This is a genomic window from Acinetobacter calcoaceticus ANC 3811, assembly GCF_000399665.1.
Taxonomy (GTDB): Bacteria; Pseudomonadota; Gammaproteobacteria; order Pseudomonadales; family Moraxellaceae; genus Acinetobacter; species Acinetobacter calcoaceticus_B.
In genome coordinates this window covers 2,913,720-2,936,206 of the sequence record NZ_KB976986.1, presented here as the reverse complement: position 1 = coordinate 2,936,206, position 22,487 = coordinate 2,913,720, and the positions used below count along the sequence as shown (strand labels likewise).

The following is a 22,487-nucleotide window of genomic DNA, read 5'->3' as shown; positions in this document are numbered from 1 at the left end:
TATGATTGACTTTATTGATTTAAAAACACAGCAAAATCGAATTAAAGATAAAATTGATGCTGGCATTCAAAATGTATTGACACATGGTCAGTACATTTTAGGCCCAGAAGTAATTGAGTTGGAAGAAAAGCTTGCTGCCTATGTGGGGGCTAGACATTGTATTACTTGTGCCAATGGAACAGATGCCTTGCAAATTGCGCAAATGGCATTTGGTATTGGTCCAGGTGATGAAGTAATTACGCCAGGCTTTACCTATATTGCGACAGCGGAAACAGTTGCACTATTAGGTGCAAAACCTGTCTACGTTGATGTAAATCCGAAAACTTATAATTTAGACGTTGAAAAATTAGAAGCAGCAATTACTCCTCGGACCAAAGCCATTATTCCTGTGAGTTTATATGGTCAATGTGCTGACTTTGATGCAATCAATGCGATTGCATCAAAGTATGGTATTCCTGTGATTGAGGATGCTGCGCAAAGTTTTGGTGCAACCTATAAGGGCCGTAAAAGCTGTAACCTAAGTACGGTTGCCTGTACTAGCTTTTTCCCAAGTAAGCCATTAGGTTGCTATGGAGATGGCGGTGCTATTTTTACCAATGATGATGAGCTTGCTAAAGTAATTCGTCAGATTGCGCGTCATGGTCAAGATAAGCGTTATCATCATATTCGGGTGGGTGTAAATAGCCGTTTAGATACCTTGCAAGCAGCTATTTTATTACCAAAATTAGAAATTTTGGATGATGAAATGCAAGCACGTCAAAAAGTAGCTGAAATTTATAATCAGTTATTCAGTCAAGCCGGTATTAATACTACACCATATCTTGAATCGCATAATACGAGTGCTTGGGCACAATATACGATTCAGGTTGATAACCGTACAGAAGTTCAAGAAAAACTAAAAGCACAAGGTATTCCAACAGCGGTGCATTATCCGATCCCTTTAAACAAACAACCTGCTGTGGCCGATGTAAGTGTGAAGTTGCCTGTCGGTGATGCGATTGCTGAAAGAGTTATGAGTTTGCCTATGCATCCTTACTTAGATGAAGTAAAAATTGTTAAAGTTGTAAATTGTTGGAAATAAAATGAAAATATTAATGCTTGCACCCTATTCTTCACCTATTGTTCAGCGTTTATCTAAAGCTTTAGAAAAATATAGTGAATGTGAGGTTTGGGTTGCAAGCTTTAATGTGGAAACTGATTTAGAAAAAAAAGTAATTAGTTTAGGTGAAATTAATAGTTTTATTGATTATTTTAAATTTTACAAAGTTAATAAATTAGTAAAAAAACTAAATCCTGATATAGTTCACGCCCATATTATTAATCACTATGGGATTATGGCTATATTCCAGAAAAAGCCATTAATAGTAGGATTATGGGGTTCTGACGTTATGTTAGCGCCGAATAAAGGCTCACTTTTAAAGAGAGAGATGTTTAAGCTAATTAATGCTATAGTTATAAAAAAAGCAAATTTGATGCATACCTCTTCTAATCATATATTAGAGGAGCTTGTAAAAAAACATGGAAAATATATTAAAAATAAAATTAATGTTTTTTATTGGGGGTTTCCTGTAGAAAAGCCTTCAGATACTAATTATCAATTGATTCAAGCTATGTTGAAAAAGGAATATAGTATTGAACAGGATAATCATTTGATAGTTTTTCCTCGGGGTCTATCAAAAGTATATGATCCAGATAATGTTGTAAAAGTTATTAAAAAGCTCTCGAATATTAAAGAATTGAAAATTGTTGTTTTGCGTGGCTTCTCATCTGAGGAAGATGTTAAAAATTTTAAAGATAAATTAGGAGCAGATGAGGATAAAATAATTTTTATTAATAGATTGCTAAATACAAATGAGTTATACGTTCTTTATAGTCAAACAAAATATCATGTATCTATCCCTATTTCGGATGCTTTAGGAGGAGGCGTGATTGAACCATTTTTAAGAGGAAGTTTTCCCATATTAAGTAATATAAAACCATATAAAAATTTTGTAGAGCAAAATTCAGGTTTTGTCTTAGAGGATTATTCTGAATCTAGTTTGAATAATTTGGAGCAGAAAATCTTAAATAATCAACTTGAATTAGAAGGCTTGTCGTTAAATAGTGATTATTCAGCCCAAGCAATAGTAAATAAATTTAAGAAACTCTATGAAATAGTCTTAAAATGAATATAAAAAAAATATTACACTTTAGTCTTGGTCCGATCGGGGCAGCATTGCTAGGCATTTTGACCATACCCGTATTAACTTGGATGTTTACAGTAGAAGATATTGGCCGATTTAGTATTTTACAAATTGTGCTGAGCTTTTCTTGTATTTTGCTCACATTAGGCTTAGATCAAGCATATGTAAGAGAATATCATGAAGTTGAGAATAAGGCTGTTGTATTTAAAACCTCAATTCTAACTTCAGTTTTATTTAGTATACTTATTGCCACGTTGTTTATAATTTTTAGTATAGATTCTATTTCACAAAATGCATATAAAATATCATCATATTATTTGTCTTCTATGACAATAGTCTGTGTGATTTTGACTATGCTGCTTAGATATGTCACGTTGAATATTAGAATGCAAGAAAAAGGTTTGATCTATTCGATAAGCCAAATTTTTCCAAAAATATTTCTTCTTATAGCTGTTTTGGGTTTATTTTTTTTAGGATCCAATAAATTCGATTTTAATAAATTAATTACAATTCAGGCTATTTCATTATTTTTAGTATTGATAATTTTTTGTGTATATATTAAAGGTGATTTGATTGATCTTTTAAAAGTAAATTTTGATTATAAGCTATTGAAAAAAATGCTTATTTTTGGATTTCCACTAGTTGTCAGTGGGTTGGTCTTTTGGTTAATGCAAGCATGTTCTCGTATATTTTTATTAAACTACTCCACATTATTAGAGGTTGGACTTTTTAGTGTTGCTGTTAGTATAGCAGCAGGTTTTAGTGTCTTAACAACCATTTTTAATACAATATGGGTTCCAACAATTTATAAATTAATTAAAGAAGGCGATCCAGTTAACGAAGTGGAGCGTGTAAGTCAGTTTATTGCATTAGTAATTTCATTTATATTATTTGCTGTCTGTATCTGTATGCCACTAATTCCAAAATTCTTACCAAATACATATAATGAAATTGGACATATAATTTTGTTGTGTGTTTTACAGCCTCTACTTTATACTTTATCTGAATCTACAGCTATAGGAATATTAGTTAAAAGAAAAACAATTATATCTATATTTGTAAGTGTTGTTGGTTTGCTTTCCAATATAATTCTATTATGGTTTCTTGTTAAAAGCTATGGTGCTATAGGGGCAGCCATATCTTTGGCTATTTCATTTTGGATTTATTTCGTTCTTAGAACTGAAGTTTCTAGTCGAATTTGGAAGGACTTTAAAAGATATAAATTATACTTACATAGTTTGCTTTCGGTAGTATTTTCACTTTTAATTTCTTTAATGAGTTTGAATTATATTTATCTTATTCTCACAGCATTATTGTTTCTGATATTTAGTATTTTGATGTTTTTTGATGTTTTTAGAAATATTTTTAGAAATATTTCTTCATATATGAGGGTGTTATGAGAAATATAGTTAACTATTCAAATGATAAAATATTATTGTTTCTTATTTTTCCTATTGCCCTTATTTTTATTATAGGTGGGTTTGTTTCAGAATTTTATGCAACAACACCATTTATATCGTTAGTAGCTTCCTTTTTATTTGTAATAATTATTTTTGCAAATATAGCTTACGGAAAAAATATACTTATTAATCCATTAAGTATATTTTCATTTATGTATTTAGGATATGTATTTGGTTCATTCTATTATGCTTTTAGTGATGGTGATTTTGGAAAGTTTTTATCTTATTTGAACTTAAGTCGACTTGAAGCTGAGTTGTATTTATTTTATTCTATTTTATATGCAGTAGTTTGTTACTTGTTTTTTGTATTTGGGTTTAGTATTTTTTATAAGAAAAAAAATGTTGTTCTAAGAGGAACATGGAGCGGCTCTTATTATGATAGTTTATTGATTTTATATAAACCCATTTGTTTTCTTCTTATAACCATTGGTTTGGCTTATTGGGTATGGATGAGTTATACATTAGCAGGAGGTGTTATCCCTATGCTACTGTATTTTCAAGCTTTTAGGCATCTTATTGAGGATGCTCAACTATCAACTCTGCCATATCATTTATATTACGCTGGGGTTTTTTTATGGTTAATTGCATCAGTTGTTAAAAACAATAAAGTTAGTTTCTATTTTGTGTTGTTCAGTTTTATTGGTTTAGTTATAGGTTTATCTACAGGTCGTATTACTTTAGCTTTTACTTATGTAATGGCCCAAATGATTTTCTACTATTTTTGTTTCCCTGAAAAAAGAAGAAAAATTATAATTTTTCTTTTTTCATTAATGAGCTTGGGATTTGTTGTTTACTTTTTAAGGATATTAAGTAATCAGTATTTTATGGGTGTTGATCTTGATTTATCAGAGAAAAGTTTCATAGGTACTATTATTGGTGATGGTAATATCACTGATTTACAGCAGCTAGTAATAGTTTTTAAAACATTTGATAGTTCTAATATGTTACTAGGAAAATCTTATTTAGATACCTTTAGAAATACGATAGGCACACAATTTGGTTATGAACCTCATTCAATTGGATTACTTATTAAGGAGCTCTATATTCCTAGTACCTCAGGTGCACCAACACCAGGGGCTATAGGTGAGGCGTATGCTAATTTTATTTTTGCAGGGCCTGCAATCATATTTCTTGTTGGTGGTGTTTTTTCATATATATATATGACGGTTTTAGATTCAAAAAATCCATTAGTAATAATGATTTACTCTATTTTTTTGGCACGATTTGTATTTATGTACCCTAAGGTTGATTCGACGATGATGGTCAACTTCCTTTGGGGTGCTGGACCTTTGATTGTAATTTGGTTTTGCCTAAGATTAACCTTTAATTTGATTAAAAAGTAGCTATTATGAAAATTGCACATTTAACATCTGCACATCCTCGTTTTGATACGCGTATTTTTGTTAAACAATGTTGTTCTCTTGCTAAAAGTTATGAAACTTATTTGGTAGTTGCCGATGGCAAAGGAGATGAAGTCAAAAATTTAGTAAAAATTCTGGATGTTGGTAAGTTTAATGGGCGAAAGAACCGTATGCTTAATGCTCCTAATGCTGTATTCGAAAAAGCGCTTGCTTTAGATGCAAAAATTTATCATCTCCACGATCCTGAGCTTATTCCAATCGGTTTAAAACTAAAGAAACTAGGGAAAAAAGTTTTTTTTGATGCACATGAAGATTTGCCTAATCAGATTATGTCGAAACATTATTTGAATCTCGTATCTAAAAAGATCATCGCTTTTTTAGTTAAAGCTTATGAGAAATATGCTTGTGCTAAATTAGATGGGATTGTGGCAGCAACCCCATTTATTCGAGATAAATTCCTTAAAATTAATAAAAATACAATTGATATTAATAATTACCCAAAATTAGAAGAGTTTAGCTCAATCCCTACAAATGCTTTAAAAGGAAATCAAGTTTGTTATATCGGTGGTTTAGCAGATGTGCGTGGAATTGTTGAAATGGTTCAGGCAGTTAATTCAACACAAAGTGAAGCCAAACTGGTACTTGCTGGAGACTTTTCAGATAAAAATTTAGAGCAATCTGTAATGGAAATGCAAGGATGGGAAAAAGTTAACTTTCTAGGCTATGTAGGCCGAAATGAAATAAAGAATACTTTAGCTTCATCTGTTGCGGGCTTAGTTGTTTTACATCCAACACGAAGTTATTTAGATTCATTGCCTGTAAAAATGTTTGAATATATGTGTGCAGGAATACCAGTAATTGCTTCAGACTTTCCTTTATGGCGCTTTATTGTAAATGATGCACAATGTGGGATTTGTATTGATCCTTTAAAACCTCATGAAATTGCTAAGGCCATAGATTATTTTATAAATAACCCTGATAAGGCTAGAGTCCTTGGAGAACAGGGGCGAGCTGCAGTTTTAGAAAAGTATAATTGGAGCATTGAAGAAAATAAACTTTTGAATTTCTATTCAAGTATTTTGGATATTTGAAATGATGGAAAATAAAAAAACATTTTGGTTTATTAACCAATATAGCTCAACTCCTGAAACAGCAATGGGTGGTCGACATTATTATTTGGCGCAAGAGTTAGCTAAAAAGGGTCATCAAGTTTATGTGATTGCTGGGCGTTATAGTCATTTACTTCGTAATCCGAAAAAATTTGAGGAACGGTATCTCATTGAGGAGATTATTCCTAATTTCTCATTTGTATGGGTGAATTTACCAGAGTACGAAGAAGCACATAGCAAACAACGTGTATTAAACTGGTTTAAGTTTTCATGGCTCTTGCGTACTTTGGCAAATGTAATTCCAGTAAAACCTGATGTAATTTTATATTCTTCTCCTTCACTTATTGGTTATTTGGGGGCTAAATATTTAGCTAATAAATTTAATACTCCTTTTATCTTTGAAGTGCGGGATATTTGGCCTCTAACATTAATGGAATTAGGAGGCCATTCTCCAAGCCATCCATTCATAAAATTTATGCAATGGATTGAAGACAGGGCTTATAGAAAAGCTGATTACGTATTTTCAAATTTATATAATGCTATTGAACATATGCAAAGTCGAGGTTTAGACAGTAGTAAGTTTCACTGGATCCCTAATGGGGTGCCTTTAGATGAAGTGTCTCAAAAACAAACTCTAAGTACAGAAACGGTTGCTCAATTACCTCAAAATAAATTTATCATTGGTTACACAGGAACAATTGGTGTTGCTAATGCTATAGATGATCTTATTGAAGCAGCACAGATGCTATCAACTAATCCACATTTACATTTTGTCCTTGTAGGTTCGGGAAAGGAAAAAGATAATTTAATACAAAAAGTTAATTCTCTGGGCTTACAGAATATTACTTTTATTGATGCGATTCCAAAGAAGCAAATTCAGTCAATGCTTGAGCAATTTGATGTTTGTTATATAGGTTGGCAGAAAAATCCACTTTACCGTTTTGGTATAGCGCCCAATAAATTACCTGAATACCTATATGCAGGTAAACCAATTATTCATGCCTTTTCTGGTAAGGGTGATATAGTTCAGCAAGCGCAAGCGGGAATTACAATTGAAGCAGAAGATCCTCAAGCAATTGTAGGAGCGGTAGAACAATTATATGCGCTCACTGCAGAGCAGCGGCAACAGCTAGGTGCCAATGGTAAACAGTTTGTATTACAAAACCTTGAATATGCCATGATTGCAGAAAAACTCGAAAATATTGTTTTTAAGGATAACTTATGAAACGGTTGGTCGATATCATTATTGCTGCTATAGCATTAACTCTGCTTTCACCTTTATATTTCTATGTTGCATATAAGGTGAAAAAAAACTTAGGTTCGCCAGTATTGTTTCGTCAGGTTCGCCCGGGTTTACATGGTAAACCGTTTGAAATGATTAAATTTCGAACCATGAAAGATGCAACAGACGCGCAAGGTAATCCCCTCCCTGATAATGAGCGTCTAACGCCATTTGGTAAAATACTTCGTTCTACCAGCCTTGATGAAATGCCTGAGCTTTGGAATGTAATCAAAGGTGATATGAGTATTGTAGGTCCACGGCCTTTGCTGATGGAGTATTTACCACTTTATAATAAAGAACAAGCAAAGCGACATGAGGTACGTCCAGGAATGACTGGTCATGCTCAGGTTAATGGGCGTAATGCAATTGGTTGGGAAGAAAAGTTTAAACTTGATACGTGGTACGTTGAAAACAGATCGCTTTGGTTAGATTTTAAAATTATGCTACAAACCGTTAAAAAAGTAATCGCTAAAGATGATATTAATGAAGCTGGCGAGGCAACTATGACGAAGTTTACAGGTTCAAAGTCGGAAGCAGATAAATGAATAACCAAGTCTATGCTATTTATGGTGCTTCAGGCTGTGGCCGTAGTTTGATGCCTGTTGCAAGACAACAACTTCAACGTCATGGTATTGCAGCTGAAATTTATTTTATTGATGACAGTTTACAAGAAGAAAAGATAGTAAATGGGCATACAGCTTTAAACTATCAATCTTTTAAAACAATAGAATGTTCTAATAAGTATGTATTAATTGCGATTGCTAATAGTCAGATTCGTGAAAAAATTGCAAATCAGTTGGTTGACGATGGTATTACACTTTGGTCCGTACAAGCTGATAACACAGTAATCATGGATAATGTTGAAATCAGTGAAGGTGCTGCCTTAAGTCCTTTCGTTTCAATTACATCAAACATAAAAATTGGTAAATGTTTTCATGCTAATTTATACAGCTATGTTGAGCATGACTGTGTGATTGGCGACTATGTAACTTTTGCACCAGGTGTTAAGTGCAATGGCAACATTCATATTGAAGATCATGCATACATTGGTGCTGGGGCATTCATAAAACAAGGTACACCTGATAGGCCCTTAGTGATTGGTAAAGGTGCTATTGTTGGTATGGGTGCAGTTGTGACTAAAAGTGTACCAGCAGGTGTAACCGTTGTAGGTAACCCTGCCAGAATTTTAGAAAGTAAGTAAGAAATATTTTTTATTAGGAAATCAAAATGTTAAATACTGCATTTGAACCATGGCCAAGTTTTACAACAGAAGAAGCTGACGCAGTCAAAAATGTATTACTATCAAATAAAGTAAACTATTGGACCGGTCAAGAATGTAGAATTTTTGAAAAAGAATTTGCCGAGTTTTCTGGTACAAAATATGCGGTCGCTTTGGCAAATGGAACTGTGGCGCTCGATGTTGCATTAAAAGCTTTAGATATTGGTGCAGGTGATGATATTATTGTGACGTCTCGTACTTTTCTTGCTTCAGCAAGTTCTATTGTAACGGCGGGTGCTAATCCTGTTTTTGCCGATGTAGAATTAGATTCTCAGAATATTTCACGACGTACGATTGAAGCTGTCATTACACCAAATACTAAAGCCATTATTTGTGTGCATTTAGCAGGTTGGATGTGCGATATGGATTCGATTATGCAACTTGCTGCTGAGCGTGGCATCTATGTTATTGAAGATTGCGCACAGGCTCATGGTGCAAAATATAAAGGTAAAGCTGCAGGGTCAATCGGTCATATTTCTGCTTGGTCTTTTTGCCAAGATAAGATTATGACAACTGGTGGTGAGGGTGGTATGGTCACCACAAATGATGAGACACTTTGGAAAAAAATGTGGTCATATAAAGACCATGGTAAAAGCTACGATAGTATTTATAATAAGCAACACCCTCCAGGTTTCCGCTGGTTGCATGACTCATTTGGTACTAACTGGCGCATGATGGAAATGCAAGCAGTTATTGGTCGAATTCAGTTAACACGTATGACTGAATGGACAGAAAAGCGTACTGAAAATGCAGAAAAGATTTTAAAAGCGTTTGAAAACTCTCCTTACTTTAACGTTCATATCCCTTCAGAGGATTATGTTCATGCGTATTATAAATGTTATGTACAAGTGAATTTAGAGATGTTACCAGAAGGTTGGTCACGTGATCGTATAATGCAAGAAATTAATACCCAAGAGGTGCCTTGTTTTAGTGGCTCCTGTTCAGAAGTTTATTTAGAGCATGCTTTCGATGGTACCCCATGGCGTCCAGAAAAACGTTTAGAAAATGCACAGAAATTAGGTGAAACAAGCCTGATGTTCTTGGTACATCCGACTCTAAGCCAAGATAGTATAGAAAAAACAATTAGTGCAATTAATGCTGTTTGTAGAGCTATACAATCATAAAATGTGAAGCTATTCGTATAGCTTTCTTTTGAATTATGATCTGATTTAAAGTTATGTAACCGCTGCGTAAATTTTATTTCTAGTTATATCAGAAATGAGTATAAATATCGCACGGTTACTAGAACGATTAGAAGAGTATTGTGAAAAAGATTATTTATCAGTTTGCGTCTGCCCCAAGACTTGCCAAACAATGTTTTTTGGTTCTTGTAGACCTTTTTGCTTTTCCTATTATTTTGTGGCTATGTTACGCCATTCGATTGTTTGATTTAGGTGCTGAAGTTATCCCAGGTATTAACTATGGAGTAGCGATCGTTACTATCGTTGCTATTTTAAGTTTAATGCTAACAGGGGTATATCGCTTTATTGTCCGTACTTTTAATGAAGCCTTTATTGCAAAATTAGCGCTTGCTGTTGCCCTGATGGTGGTTGTTTTATATGGCCTAAATGCATTCTCAGCAGCCTTTGTTCCAACTTCAATTCCATTGATGTTTGGTTTCTTAATGTTTAGTTGGGTTTGGTGTAGCCGTGCATTCATTCGTTTTATTGTAAAGACTACATTACTCACAGGCGAAGAAAGAAAGCGTATCGCAATTTATGGTGCCGGTGATGCCGGCCAGCAAATTGCAGCTGTGCTTTATCGTTCTGACAACCATTTACCTGTTTTCTTCATTGATGATAATAGTTCTTTGCAAGACCATATGATTGGTGGTTTAAAAGTTTATTCTGTTGAAAAGGCATTACAACGTTTTAGCAAAGATCGTATTGATGAAATTTTGCTGGCACTGCCTTCTGTGGGGCGAGTTCGTAAAACCGAAATCATTCAGCAGTTTGAAATTGCCCGCTTAAAAATTACTGAATTACCTGGTTTGACTCGTCTAGTGGATGGTGAAATTCAGGTCTCAGATATACAAGAAGTTGATATTATTGATTTATTGGGGCGTGACCCCGTTCCGCCAGTTGCTCATTTAATTGCTAAAAATATTCAGAATAAAATCGTGATGGTAACAGGTGCAGGCGGTTCAATTGGTTCAGAATTATGCCGTCAAATTATCAAGAATCAACCAAAAATGTTGGTGTTGTATGAGCTCACAGAATTCGCCTTATATGATATTGATAAAGAGTTAAGACAAACAGCAGTATGTGAAATTATTCCAATCTTGGGAACTGTGCAGGATCAGCAAAAACTGGAGCGTATTATTGAACAATATCATATACAAACGGTTTATCATGCTGCAGCTTATAAGCATGTGCCTTTGGTAGAATGTAATCCAATCGCAGGACTAAAAAATAATGCGATTGGCACAGCAAATAGTTTAAATGCGGCAGTGAAAAAAGGGGTTGAAACCTTTGTTCTGATCTCAACCGATAAAGCGGTGAGACCAACCAATGTCATGGGTGCCTCAAAACGTATGGCCGAGCTCTATTGTCAGGCGGTAGCTGAAACCAAACCTGCTACGCAAATCAGTATTGTCCGTTTTGGTAATGTATTGGGATCTTCTGGTTCTGTGGTTCCATTATTTAAACAGCAGATCGCGAAAGGTGGTCCAATAACAGTGACGCATCCTGATGTAACTCGTTATTTTATGACCATTCCTGAAGCTTCTCAGTTGGTGATCCAAGCGGGTGCATTAGGTTCCGGTGGCGATGTATTCTTGCTTGATATGGGGGAGCCGGTCCGAATTCAAGATTTGGCACGCCAAATGATTAAGCTCAGCGGTTTAAAAGTGAAAGAAACAGGGTCATTGGACGGTGATATTGAAATTGCCTATAGTGGTTTGCGTCCTGGTGAAAAACTTTATGAAGAACTGCTTATTGATCAGGATAATACTGAATATACTGAACATACGCGGATCTTACGTTCGTTTGAGAAACACTTTTCATTACAAGAAATTGAGTGTGTCTTTGGTAAAATCAATCAAATGACAGCAATCGATCATGATGTGGACTGGGCTTTAACCCAGCTTGAACATTATGTAGACGGCTACAAACGTAGCAGTGAAGTTAGAGTGAACTAAGAGCACTTTGTGGTAAGTAGTTTAATCTAAGTTTAAGCTTTGAGATCTAACATCTCTTTGAGATAAGTAAAATTTAATCTAAATTCAGATATAGCAAGCTGTAAATTTAATTTAGTTATTAGAATTCAGCTTGCTTTTTTGTATGATAAAAGGCCAATAGACTGCAATAAATTAGGAAATGATGTTTCCTTCCCTAATTTTATATTTGTTTATTACCTATAAAAAAGAGACGCTGTCATGAAAATAGTAAGAAAAAGAACTTATTTTTCATCTACTCTAAAATTTTTGGTGGCTACTCTATTCGTATTAAATATAACTACAAATATTACTCATGCAGATACGGTCAATACCGCCAATAGTTGCGGTGGGCTGCATGATCAACAATCTTGGAGTTTATGGGATAGTTATGGGAAAAAACGTATCACAGATATATTAAATACTCGCCTCATAAAGCAAGGCGATACCTATGCGCTTTATGACACACAAATTTTATTTAATAATTTATTTGATTTAGCCGTCCGTTGTAATTATCCAGATAGAATTCGAGAATTTGCCGATATTATCCAGATGACCTATAAAAAGTTAGAACCTTTACCTCAAATAGGGGAACAGGCTGTTGTCTGGGTATGCCGTGGAGGCACTCGTTGTCAAAACGGAAATTTACTAGGAAAAGAAGTTCAGTTAAGTAGTGCACAGTTTTTAGGTTTTGCTTCTGAAGTGGCTAATGAGCTAGATCGAGTTTATCCAAAGGAGTCTCATGCTCAGCAGTTTGTTTTGCAAACGGCAAAAATATCTGCAAATCGATTAAGTGAGTGGTCTACGAATACGCTTCCAAATATTTCTAAAAGAATAACAGCAGTACCAAATGATATACATAATGGGTCTTCTAATATGTTTACAGATAAAGACTTATGGCAGATCGTAATTTTTAGTAATATCGCAGGTATCGTAGATAGACATCCAGATTATCTTATAAAGATTTTCGGTAATCAGAGCAATTTTGTCCAACAAAAAAACTATTTTTCAGCACTAGCTTCTTTAATGAAAGCTAGAGTAAGTAAAAATCCAATCCTATATAATAGTAAAAAAATTAGTATTAATGATCTTGATCGAGGTTTTTGGAATTCTATTAATGATAATAAATATGCAGGCTATTCTAGTCTAGAAGTGCCAGTGACTTGTGACCCTAATAATTCCGAAAAAACTATGGCTGTAGTTAATTTAGGTAATATCAAAAAACAACTAAATCTTGGTTGGGATTTTAGCCATGCACGTAGGTTAACTAATTTATTCTTTGCCTTGGATAGAAATCGTATAGCAATCAAAAAAGTGTATGGTAGTAATATTAGTAGCATTTTACCATCCGATGCTGATAAGGTTGGATTTATTAACCAATTAAAATCAAATGTTTGGAATCAAGATAAGCAATATCCACTATTTTCGAATTATTATAATGGGGCTAATGGGTGGTATAGAGTAGGGTATCATAAAGGAGGAAAGACTTGTGATGAGGGTGTTTCTCCTTATGGTTTGAGCAATTCTTATTTATCTGGTGGTTATGTTGTATGGGGGGGAGATGATCCCTTACTTTTACAACTTGGTGAAACTATATATAATTTGATATATTCTACTAATACTCAAGACCAAAAATTCATGAATAAATATTATGTTGGTTATTTACCAGATTCACCAGCATATAAAATAAATGCTCTTAATTTTTTCCCAACTTTAGTTGTATCAAAATAAAGTATTGGTGTAGTGTTGTAAGTGCAGAATATTTGAAATTATTATTAATATATTCTTAGATATAAAAGACAGCCTATCTCTGGAATAGTTTGTCATTTTTATTTAATTGGAAAATTAATTATCTAGTACACTCTATTTTTTATCTTCTGATAATGCCGATTAATAAATAAGTAGGCATCGATTGAAGGTTTAAAGAGGGTTTTATACATTAATCTTATACAAAGATAGCACCCATCGAATTTGATAGTTAAATTTCATATCAACTCATTCAACAACGCTAGTAGCCAGATATGACTATAGCAAAAGAGTAATACAACACAGATCAATACCAGCATCTGGATAGCGCATTAAAAACGAAGTCATCAAGAAAGTCCTTGCACAAAAAATGATAGCTAAATGTGCCCATTCTCCTGAGGTAATTTTATTATTATGGGATAATGTTAAATTGGAACTAGAGATTAAAGGTGTAATTTAACTATACTCAACATAACTTTTAATCATCCACAAATTATTTAATTCTTATGATCAAAAAGGCAGTTTTACCGGTAGCTGGATTAGGTACACGTTTTTTACCAGCAAGTAAGTCAATTCCCAAAGAAATGGTTACAGTGGTTGATCGCCCTGCAATTGAATATGTAGTGCGTGAAGCTGTCGAGGCTGGAATTGAACAAATTATTTTGGTAACTCATTCATCTAAGGCATCAATTGAAAATTATTTTGATCGAAACTTTGAACTAGAAACGACTCTAGAGCAAAAGAAAAAGTTCGATTTACTTGAAGAAATTACGCAGATCATTCCTTCTCATGTAAGTGTTGTAAGTGTAAGACAACCGCAACCTTTGGGTTTGGGGCATGCCGTTTTATGTGCAAAAAGTATTGTTGGGCAAGATGATTTTGCTGTGTTATTGCCAGATGTCTTGGTGCAAGACAACTCAGGAAAAAATGATTTATCGCGTATGATTTCACGCTATGAATCAAGTCAAGCTGCTCAAATCATGGTTGAGGCAGTACCAGACCATCTTGTAGATCAATATGGAATTGTTGATGTAAAGCAGAACCCGGATGAGGGTGAAAGTATTGCTATGCAGGGAATTATCGAAAAGCCTGCTATAGGTTCTGCACCGTCTAATTTATCTGTGGTGGGGCGTTATATTTTACCCGCTAAGATTATGCAGCTTTTGGAAAATACTCCGAAAGGCGCGGGCAATGAAATTCAGTTAACTGATGCTATTGCGATGCTTCAAGAAACCGATACCGTTGAAGCCTATCGTATGCAAGGCCAAACTTTTGACTGTGGCAGCAAGCTTGGCTATTTGAAAGCTGTACTACACTATGGTGTTGCACACCCTAAGTTAGGATTGGAATTTAAACAGCTGATTCAAGAACTTAAATTATAAAGTTTTGTAGTTCTGCTTAAGCATTTGTAAAAACTACTGAATATAGTAGCTGAGCAGTATATTCTCTTCCTGTAAAGGGAAGAGAAATCTATAAAATACGAAAAATCAGGTGTGCAATGAAAATCGCAGTATTTGGAACAACGTTACATGCCGGCGTGATGGCAGCGTTATTAGCTGAATATGGTAATCAAATTTACTGGTGTACAAGTGTCACCTGTGAAGAAAATATTTCTGTACTTTCGTATCAAGACCAAGACGTAAATAATTATTTAAATAAGCAGCGAAAAGCGGGTTTCTTAAAAGAGAGCCCTTTTTCTGAGATTCCTTTAGATATTGAAGTTTATTTATTTTGTTTTAGCCCAACACAAATTGAACTTGCATTAAAAACAGTAGAGAAACTGAGTGAACGACCTATTGTTCATCCGCGATTAATGATTAATGGCTCTACTTTTGGTTTGCATGGTACAGAGAAATTAAAACAGCATTTGCCAAAAGATGAGTGGGTTTATTTTCCTGATGTGATTCAAGAAGGTAATGCCATCAATAGTGTATTGAATGTAAAACATGTCATTGTTGGTGTGGAATCTAGAGATGCAAGTGAAACCATGCAAGAGTTATTGCGTCCTTTTTTCCAATTTAGTTATCAATATTTATTTATGCCGATTTTAGATGCTGAGTTCACCAAACTGAGTATTTCAGGCATGTTGGCTACCCGCATTAGTTATATGAATGATTTGGCTATGGTCGCCGAAAAGTTAGGTATTGATATTGCGAATGTAAAGCATGGTATTGCTGCTGACACACGTATTGGTGCTGCATATTTATCGCCGGGTGTAGGATTTGGTGGTGAGAACTTTTCGCATGATATTTTAACACTTTCGAGTACTGTCTCTGAAACTGGAACAAAAAGTCGACTTTTGGAACAGGTTTGGGCAATTAATGAACAACAGAAAGAAATTTTATTTCGTAAGTTATGGAATTATTATCACTGTAGTCTAAATGGCAAAACAGTTGCGATTTGGGGTGCTTCTTTTAAAGAAAATACTTCGAATGTACATAATTCACCGATTCATATTTTATTAGCCGCATTATGGGCACAGGGTGTAATAGTACGTCTGCATGACCCTCAAGCCTTAGATGAAATAGCTGCAACTTATGGGCATCGTGAAGATTTAATTTTATGTACTGATCAATATGAGGCGGTACGAGATGCTCATGCGCTATGTCTAGTCACGGCGTGGAAGCAATATTGGAGTCCTGACTTTAAGCAACTACAACAGTTAATGAAGCATCCTTTAATTTTAGATGGACGTAATATTTATGATCCTGCGTATGTAAAGGCGAAAGGTTTTGCTTATGAAGGAGTTGGTCGCTTATGAGTAAATCAATTGAGCAATTTCCAAAGGAATTAGTCTCACCTTTAGGTCATCTTGAAAATTTAAGTGAAAAAAACTCAAAATTACATATAAAAGAGTTGTTTGCTTTAGAGCCAGATCGTTTTCAAAATTATTCTGTAAAATTTGATCAATTATTTTTTGATTATAGTAAGCACCGCTTAACCAAAGATATCTTGGGACAATTAGTAGCTCTTGCGAAGACTAAAAGCTTAACCGAATGGATTAATCGCCTTTTTTCACAGAATAAAATTAATTGTACTGAGCAACGTGAAGCAATGCACTGGGCATTGCGTTTACCTGTTGACTATCCGAAGTTTGCAGATTTAACAGAACTAGTTCATAGCCAGTTACAACGCATGTATACCTTAGTGGAAAAAATCCATGCAGGGCAATATCGGGGTTCAACTGGTGAAGTGATTCAAGACGTTGTTAATATTGGGGTGGGTGGTTCTGATTTAGGACCACAAATGGTCACGCATGCTTTATCTGATTTTAAGGTAAAAACAGCTAAGCCCTTAAATATTCATTTTGTTTCGACTATGGATGGTAGTCAGTTATCTGAGTTGCTCCATCAACTTCGTCCTGAAACAACTTTATTTATTATTTCATCTAAATCTTTTGGTACGATTGATACTTTATCAAATGCTCAAACAGTTCGTCAGTGGCTTGAAAAAGCGTTAGGAACACATGCTCGTGTATTAAAAAGTCACTTTATTGGTATATCTACAAAAGCTGACAAAATGTCAGAATGGGGAATCGCGCCTGAAAACCAGTTATTACTGTGGGACTGGGTAGGTGGGCGTTATTCTCTGTGGTCTTGTATCGGTTTACCTATTGCTTTGACGATTGGTGTGGAAGGCTTCCAGCAACTTTTAGCAGGAGCTCATGCCGTCGATGAGCATTTTCAAAATACGAGTTTTGATCAAAACATTCCGGTTTTGATGGCATTATTAGGAATCTGGAATAATAACTTTTTAAATATTCAGACCCATGCAGTATTACCCTATGATGGGCGATTAAAATATTTTGCGGCTTATCTGCAACAGTTAGAAATGGAATCCAATGGGAAGTCAGTACAGCGCAATGGCCTAAAAGTTGAGCTTGATACTTGCCCTATTATATGGGGCGAGGTTGGACCTAATGCACAGCATGCTTTCTATCAGTTGTTACATCAAGGTTCTCAAGCAGTAAGCTGCGATTTTATTGCGCCAATACAACGTTATAATGCAGATCATTTTACCTATGTGGAAAATGCTGAAGCTCTCGTTGAACAACATCATCTTGCACTTTCAAACTGTTTAGCGCAATCAAGATTATTAGCCTTTGGTAATGACGCTTTAGACCCGACCGAATTAGAGAATTTACCAATTTATAAGCAATATGAAGGTAATCAACCAAGTTCTACATTATTATTAAATGAGCTAAACCCGTATAATTTAGGAATGCTGATCGCTTTATATGAACATAAAGTATTTGTTCAGTCTGTAATTTGGAATATTAACCCGTTTGATCAATGGGGTGTTGAGAAAGGTAAACAGATTGCTGATCAGTTACTTCCGATTTTAAATGGTATTCAAAATGATTTTTCAAAACTTGATGCCTCGACGTGTGGATTAATTAAAATATTGTTAGGAAAGGTAGATGGCTAAGATTCTAGTCACTGGTGGCGCAGGTTATATAGGTTCCCATACTTGTATCGAGTTATTAGATGCAGGGCATGAGGTCGTTGTTTTTGATAATCTTTCAAATAGTTCAGAAGAGTCTTTAAATAGAGTTCAAGGTATCACCCAAAAAAGTTTAGCTTTTGTGCAGGGCGATATCCGTAATGCAGATGAACTTGATCGTGTTTTTCAGACCCATTCAATTGATGCTGTTATTCACTTCGCAGGTTTAAAAGCGGTTGGTGAAAGCCAAGAAAAACCGCTCATTTATTTTGATAATAATATTGCAGGTAGCATTCAACTGGTTAAATCGATGGTAAAGGCTAAAGTTTATACACTAGTGTTTAGTTCGTCTGCTGCTGTATATGATGAAGCCAATACTTCTCCACTAAACGAAGATATGCCAACAGGTATGCCAAGTAACAACTATGGTCATACTAAGTTGATTGTTGAGCAATTATTGCAGAAGTTGTCGGCGTCTAATCCACAGTGGTCAATTGCATTGCTTCGTTATTTTAATCCAGTAGGTGCACATAAGAGTGGGCGTATTGGTGAAGATCCGCAAGGTATTCCAAATAATTTAATGCCGTATGTGACTCAAGTTGCTGTTGGTCGCCGTGAGAAATTATCTATTTATGGTCATGACTATGACACGGTGGATGGTACTGGTGTACGTGATTATATTCATGTGGTTGACTTAGCGAATGCACATTTGTGTGCTTTAAATAACCGTTTACAGTCGAAAGGTTGCCGAGCATGGAATATCGGTACAGGCAATGGTTCATCTGTTTTGCAAGTTAAAGACACATTTGAACAAGTTAATGGCATACCTGTAGCTTTTGAATTTGTAGCACGTCGAGCTGGCGATGTTGCAACATCTTTTGCAGACAATAGCCGTGCAGTTGCTGAGTTAGGTTGGCAGCCTCAATATGGCTTAGAAGATATGCTTGCTGATAGCTGGAATTGGCAGAAGCAGAATCCTAATGGATATAATTAAATAGCAATAAAAAAGGAGCTTATAGCTCCTTTTTTATTATGAATTAGTTCTGAATTAAACCAGTCAACTCATCTACATAATGTTGCATTGGCTGAGCTTGGCGATCTGCGCGGCTTTCAATGTTGAGACGTAGTAAAGGCTCTGTGTTTGAAGCGCGTACATTAAAACGCCATGCACCAAAGTCTAGACTTACACCATCGGTACGGTCAATTTGTGGATTTTGCTCGGCATAAAAATCAAAAATCTTTTGAATAGTGGTCTGTGTATTGGCCACTTTAAAGTTGATTTCACCACTACAAGGAAACTTGGTAATCATATTTTCCACGAGCATTGATAGAGATTGGCCAGTTTCAGAAAGTAGGGCAATGGTAAGTAACCAAGGAATCATGCCGCTGTCGCAATAAGCGAAATCACGGAAATAATGATGAGCACTCATTTCGCCACCATATACTGCATTGTGTTCACGCATCACGTCTTTAATGAATGCATGACCAGATTTTGACTGGACGGCAACACCTTTGTATTCATCTACGATATCAAATGTGTTCCAGACTAAACGTGGATCATGAACAATTTTTTCGCCAGGTTGTTTAATCAAGAAAGCTTGAGCTAAGAGGCCAACAATATAGTAGCCCTCAATGAATTGACCCTTTTCATCAAATAAGAAACAGCGGTCAAAGTCGCCATCCCATGCAATTCCCATATCTGCTTTATGCTCAATTACAGCATTTCGGGTACTATCACGGTTTTCAATTAAAATTGGATTAGGGATGCCATTTGGGAAAGTACCATCTGCTTCATGGTGAATTTTAATAAACTCAACTGGTACATTAAGCGCTTTAAATTTTTCTTCAATAGCATCAATCACGTGACCCGCAGCCCCATTACCTGCGTTTACCACCAATTTAAGGGGACGGATTTTTGCTGGTTCAATATAGGTAATTAAGTGATCAACGAACTCGGGCAAAATGTTATAGGTTTGAGTTGTACCTTTTTGGCTAACTTCTTCAAAGTGATTGGTTTCTGCTAAAGCCTTAATCTCTTTTAAACCCGTCTCTGCACTAATTGGACGAGCATTTTCTCGAACTAATTTCATGCCGTTATAGTCCATTGGGTTATGACTAGCGGTAACTTCGATACCACCTTGTACATCTAAATGGAAAGCGGCGAAGTAAACTTCTTCGGTACCCGTCATGCCCAAATCAAGAACATTCACACCCGCTTCATTTAACCCGCGAATGGTCGCTTGTTTTAGAGCTTCACTGCTTAGACGAATATCACAACCGACTACCACAGTTTTTGGTTTATAGATCTGTCCGTAAGCACGGCCAATTTTATAGGCGATTTCTTCATTCAATTCGGTGCCGAGTTTGCCCCGGATATCATAGGCTTTAAAACACGTTAAAGTAGTCATTATTCAGTTCAATACAAATGATTTGAGTTTTGAGCATTATTATACATTTCTCAATAAATGGTTATGTTTATAGTTTTTATATTCAAGTTTTACGCTTCATTTCTGTCGATGATATTTAAATTTATAAGAACGTTTTTTTACGACTTTAGTCTAATAAGAAAATTTCTAAATTAGAAAGAGCTTGATTTTACTTAACACTATTGGTAATACCAATTATGGTGATTATTTAGTGATTGATCTTGCTAATATGTGTGTTTATGATGCGGTCTGTGGTTTAAGGAATAACATTTGCACTTAATTTTTAATTGGTCATACCAATTGTGTTAAATGTTTAAGAATTTAAGGTACAAAAATTCGCCCCGGCATTTCAAGGAGATGACAATGCTCAATATGTGGCAACAACTTTATGACCCTTTAAATAATATTTGGCTGTCCAGTGCAGTTGCATTAATCCCGATTATTTTCTTCTTTTTGGCATTGGCTGTTTTTCGTTTAAAAGGCAGTATTGCGGGTACAGGCACAGTCATTATTGCGCTGTTGATAGCATTATTTTTCTATCAAATGCCGGGTCAAATGGCCTTTGCTTCTATCATTTATGGTTTTTTCTACGGTCTATGGCCAATTTCATGGATTATTATTGGGGCAGTTTTTCTATATAAAATTTCGGTAAAAACAGGCCAGTTTGAGGTTATTCGCTCAAGTATTTTATCAATTACCGAAGACCAGCGCCTACAAATGTTATTGGTTGGTTTTGCCTTTGGTACTTTCCTTGAAGGAGCAGCGGGTTTTGGTGCTCCTGTGGCAATTACCGCTGCACTCCTTGTTGGTTTAGGGTTTAAGCCACTTTACGCAGCTGGTTTATGTTTGATTGTAAATACAGCGCCAGTTGCTTTTGGTGCAATGGGTATTCCAATTATTGTGGCGGGGCAGGTTTCTGGTGTAGATACCATGGAAATTAGCCAGATGGTGGGGCGTCAGTTGCCATTCTTAACGCTGATTGTGTTGTTCTGGATTATGGCGATTATGGACGGCTGGCGTGGTGTTAAGGAAACTTGGCCTGCTGTATTGGTGGGTGGTGGCGCTTTTGCGATTGCCCAATATCTTACATCTAACTTTATTGGTCCTGAATTACCGGATATTACCGCAGCAATTGCTTCATTGGTCAGCCTGACTGTGTTGTTCCGGTTTTGGAAACCAAAACATATTTTCCGTTTTGAACCTGAAGCTGGTCAAACTTTGGTTCAGCAGCCTACAACGGTTCAACGTTATAGTATTGGAAAAATTGCTAAGGCGTGGTCTCCATTTGCAATCTTAACGGTGATGGTAACCATCTGGAGTGTTAAGCCGTTTAAAGCATTGTTTGCAAAAGATGGGGCTCTGGAACATTTAATTTTCAAAATTGAAGTGCCTTACTTGCATAAATTGGTCGAGAAAATGCCGCCAATTGTGTCAGAGATGAAACCATACGAAGCGATTTATAAGTTTGACTGGTTCTCTGCTACAGGTACTGCAATTTTTATTGCTGCAATCATCACTGCTATTTTCTTAAAAATGAAAGCAAGTGAGGCCGTAACAACCTTTGGTGAAACACTTAATGAGTTAAAAACACCGATTTACTCAATTGGTATGGTGTTGGCATTTGCTTTTATTGCGAACTATTCAGGTTTATCTGCAACTTTAGCTTTGGCTCTATCGCATACGGGACATGCTTTTACTTTCTTCTCACCGTTTTTGGGTTGGCTTGGTGTGTTCCTTACAGGTTCAGATACATCTTCAAATGCCTTGTTCTCGGCATTACAGGCGACCACAGCTCAGCAGATTGGTATTCCGGAAGTATTACTTGTAGCAGCGAATACCAGTGGCGGTGTGACGGGTAAGATGATTTCTCCACAGTCCATTGCGATTGCTTGTGCCGCAGTAGGCTTAGTTGGAAAAGAGTCTGACTTGTTCCGTTTCACGGTAAAACATAGCATCATATTCACTATCTTTGTTGGCATCATTATTACGGTTCAGGCTTATCTGGTTCCGTGGATGATTCCATAACTCCAGTGAAGGAAACGCG

General features: G+C 35.6%; 17 protein-coding genes. 16 read left to right on the top strand and 1 reads right to left on the bottom strand.

Translation table 11 applies throughout. The features are described from left to right. Position 1: 1 nt before the first annotated feature. The 15 genes from F935_RS15025 to galE all read left to right on the top strand — a co-directional run bounded on the left by F935_RS15025 (position 2) and on the right by galE (position 19,011). Complete coding sequence (locus F935_RS15025; protein WP_016139666.1) at positions 2–1,081, top strand: DegT/DnrJ/EryC1/StrS family aminotransferase; 1,080 nt, start codon at positions 2–4, stop codon at positions 1,079–1,081. 1 nt (position 1,082) lies between these two features. After that, positions 1,083–2,168 carry a glycosyltransferase gene (locus F935_RS15020; protein WP_016139665.1) on the top strand — a complete coding sequence of 362 codons (1,086 nt, stop codon included), beginning with the start codon at positions 1,083–1,085 and terminating at the stop codon, positions 2,166–2,168. Beyond that, a complete protein-coding gene (locus F935_RS15015; RefSeq protein ID WP_016139664.1) occupies positions 2,165–3,583 on the top strand; it encodes an oligosaccharide flippase family protein in 1,419 nt (472 codons plus the stop codon). The genes F935_RS15020 and F935_RS15015 overlap by 4 nt, the downstream gene beginning before the upstream one ends. After that, positions 3,580–4,986, top strand: coding sequence for an O-antigen polymerase (locus tag F935_RS15010; RefSeq protein WP_016139663.1), 1,407 nt, complete (start codon positions 3,580–3,582; stop codon positions 4,984–4,986). The genes F935_RS15015 and F935_RS15010 overlap by 4 nt, the downstream gene beginning before the upstream one ends. Positions 4,987–4,991: 5 nt before the next feature. Then, complete coding sequence (locus F935_RS15005) at positions 4,992–6,095, top strand: glycosyltransferase family 4 protein (RefSeq protein WP_016139662.1); 1,104 nt, start codon at positions 4,992–4,994, stop codon at positions 6,093–6,095. Position 6,096: 1 nt separating this feature from the next. Next, positions 6,097–7,338 carry a glycosyltransferase family 4 protein gene (locus F935_RS15000; protein ID WP_016139661.1) on the top strand — a complete coding sequence of 414 codons (1,242 nt, stop codon included), beginning with the start codon at positions 6,097–6,099 and terminating at the stop codon, positions 7,336–7,338. Next, positions 7,335–7,940 (top strand): sugar transferase, encoded by a 606-nt coding sequence (locus F935_RS14995; protein ID WP_016139660.1) that lies wholly within the window; start codon positions 7,335–7,337, stop codon positions 7,938–7,940. Before F935_RS15000 ends, F935_RS14995 begins: the two co-directional genes overlap by 4 nt. Beyond that, positions 7,937–8,596, top strand: coding sequence for a NeuD/PglB/VioB family sugar acetyltransferase (locus tag F935_RS14990; protein ID WP_016139659.1), 660 nt, complete (start codon positions 7,937–7,939; stop codon positions 8,594–8,596). Before F935_RS14995 ends, F935_RS14990 begins: the two co-directional genes overlap by 4 nt. Positions 8,597–8,622: 26 nt before the next feature. Continuing rightward, a complete protein-coding gene (locus tag F935_RS14985) occupies positions 8,623–9,798 on the top strand; it encodes a DegT/DnrJ/EryC1/StrS family aminotransferase (RefSeq protein WP_016139658.1) in 1,176 nt (391 codons plus the stop codon). A 140-nt stretch (positions 9,799–9,938) separates the two neighbouring features. Then, positions 9,939–11,813 carry a polysaccharide biosynthesis protein gene (locus F935_RS14980; protein WP_016139657.1) on the top strand — a complete coding sequence of 625 codons (1,875 nt, stop codon included), beginning with the start codon at positions 9,939–9,941 and terminating at the stop codon, positions 11,811–11,813. Positions 11,814–12,050: 237 nt separating this feature from the next. Beyond that, on the top strand, positions 12,051–13,559 hold the full coding sequence (locus tag F935_RS14975; RefSeq protein WP_016139656.1) for a hypothetical protein: 1,509 nt from the start codon (positions 12,051–12,053) through the stop codon (positions 13,557–13,559). A 521-nt stretch (positions 13,560–14,080) separates the two neighbouring features. Then, positions 14,081–14,956, top strand: a complete 876-nt coding sequence (galU, locus tag F935_RS14970) for a UTP--glucose-1-phosphate uridylyltransferase GalU (RefSeq protein ID WP_016139655.1) — start codon at positions 14,081–14,083, stop codon at positions 14,954–14,956. A gap of 116 nt (positions 14,957–15,072) precedes the next feature. Further along, entirely contained in the window at positions 15,073–16,335 is a 1,263-nt protein-coding gene (locus tag F935_RS14965; RefSeq protein WP_016139654.1) for a nucleotide sugar dehydrogenase, read from the top strand. Continuing rightward, positions 16,332–18,002 carry a glucose-6-phosphate isomerase gene (gene pgi / locus F935_RS14960; RefSeq protein ID WP_016139653.1) on the top strand — a complete coding sequence of 557 codons (1,671 nt, stop codon included), beginning with the start codon at positions 16,332–16,334 and terminating at the stop codon, positions 18,000–18,002. The genes F935_RS14965 and pgi overlap by 4 nt, the downstream gene beginning before the upstream one ends. Next, positions 17,995–19,011, top strand: coding sequence for a UDP-glucose 4-epimerase GalE (gene galE / locus F935_RS14955; RefSeq protein ID WP_016139652.1), 1,017 nt, complete (start codon positions 17,995–17,997; stop codon positions 19,009–19,011). Before pgi ends, galE begins: the two co-directional genes overlap by 8 nt. A 43-nt stretch (positions 19,012–19,054) precedes the next feature. Here galE and F935_RS14950 read toward each other — a convergent pair whose 3' ends face one another. Beyond that, positions 19,055–20,425: a phosphohexomutase domain-containing protein gene (locus F935_RS14950; RefSeq protein WP_016139651.1), complete on the bottom strand. Its 1,371-nt coding sequence runs from the start codon at positions 20,423–20,425 to the stop codon at positions 19,055–19,057. A gap of 375 nt (positions 20,426–20,800) precedes the next feature. Here F935_RS14950 and lldP point away from each other — a divergent pair, with 375 nt between their 5' ends. Then, complete coding sequence (gene lldP / locus F935_RS14945; protein ID WP_171068116.1) at positions 20,801–22,468, top strand: L-lactate permease; 1,668 nt, start codon at positions 20,801–20,803, stop codon at positions 22,466–22,468. The last annotated feature ends 19 nt before the right edge of the window (positions 22,469–22,487 follow it).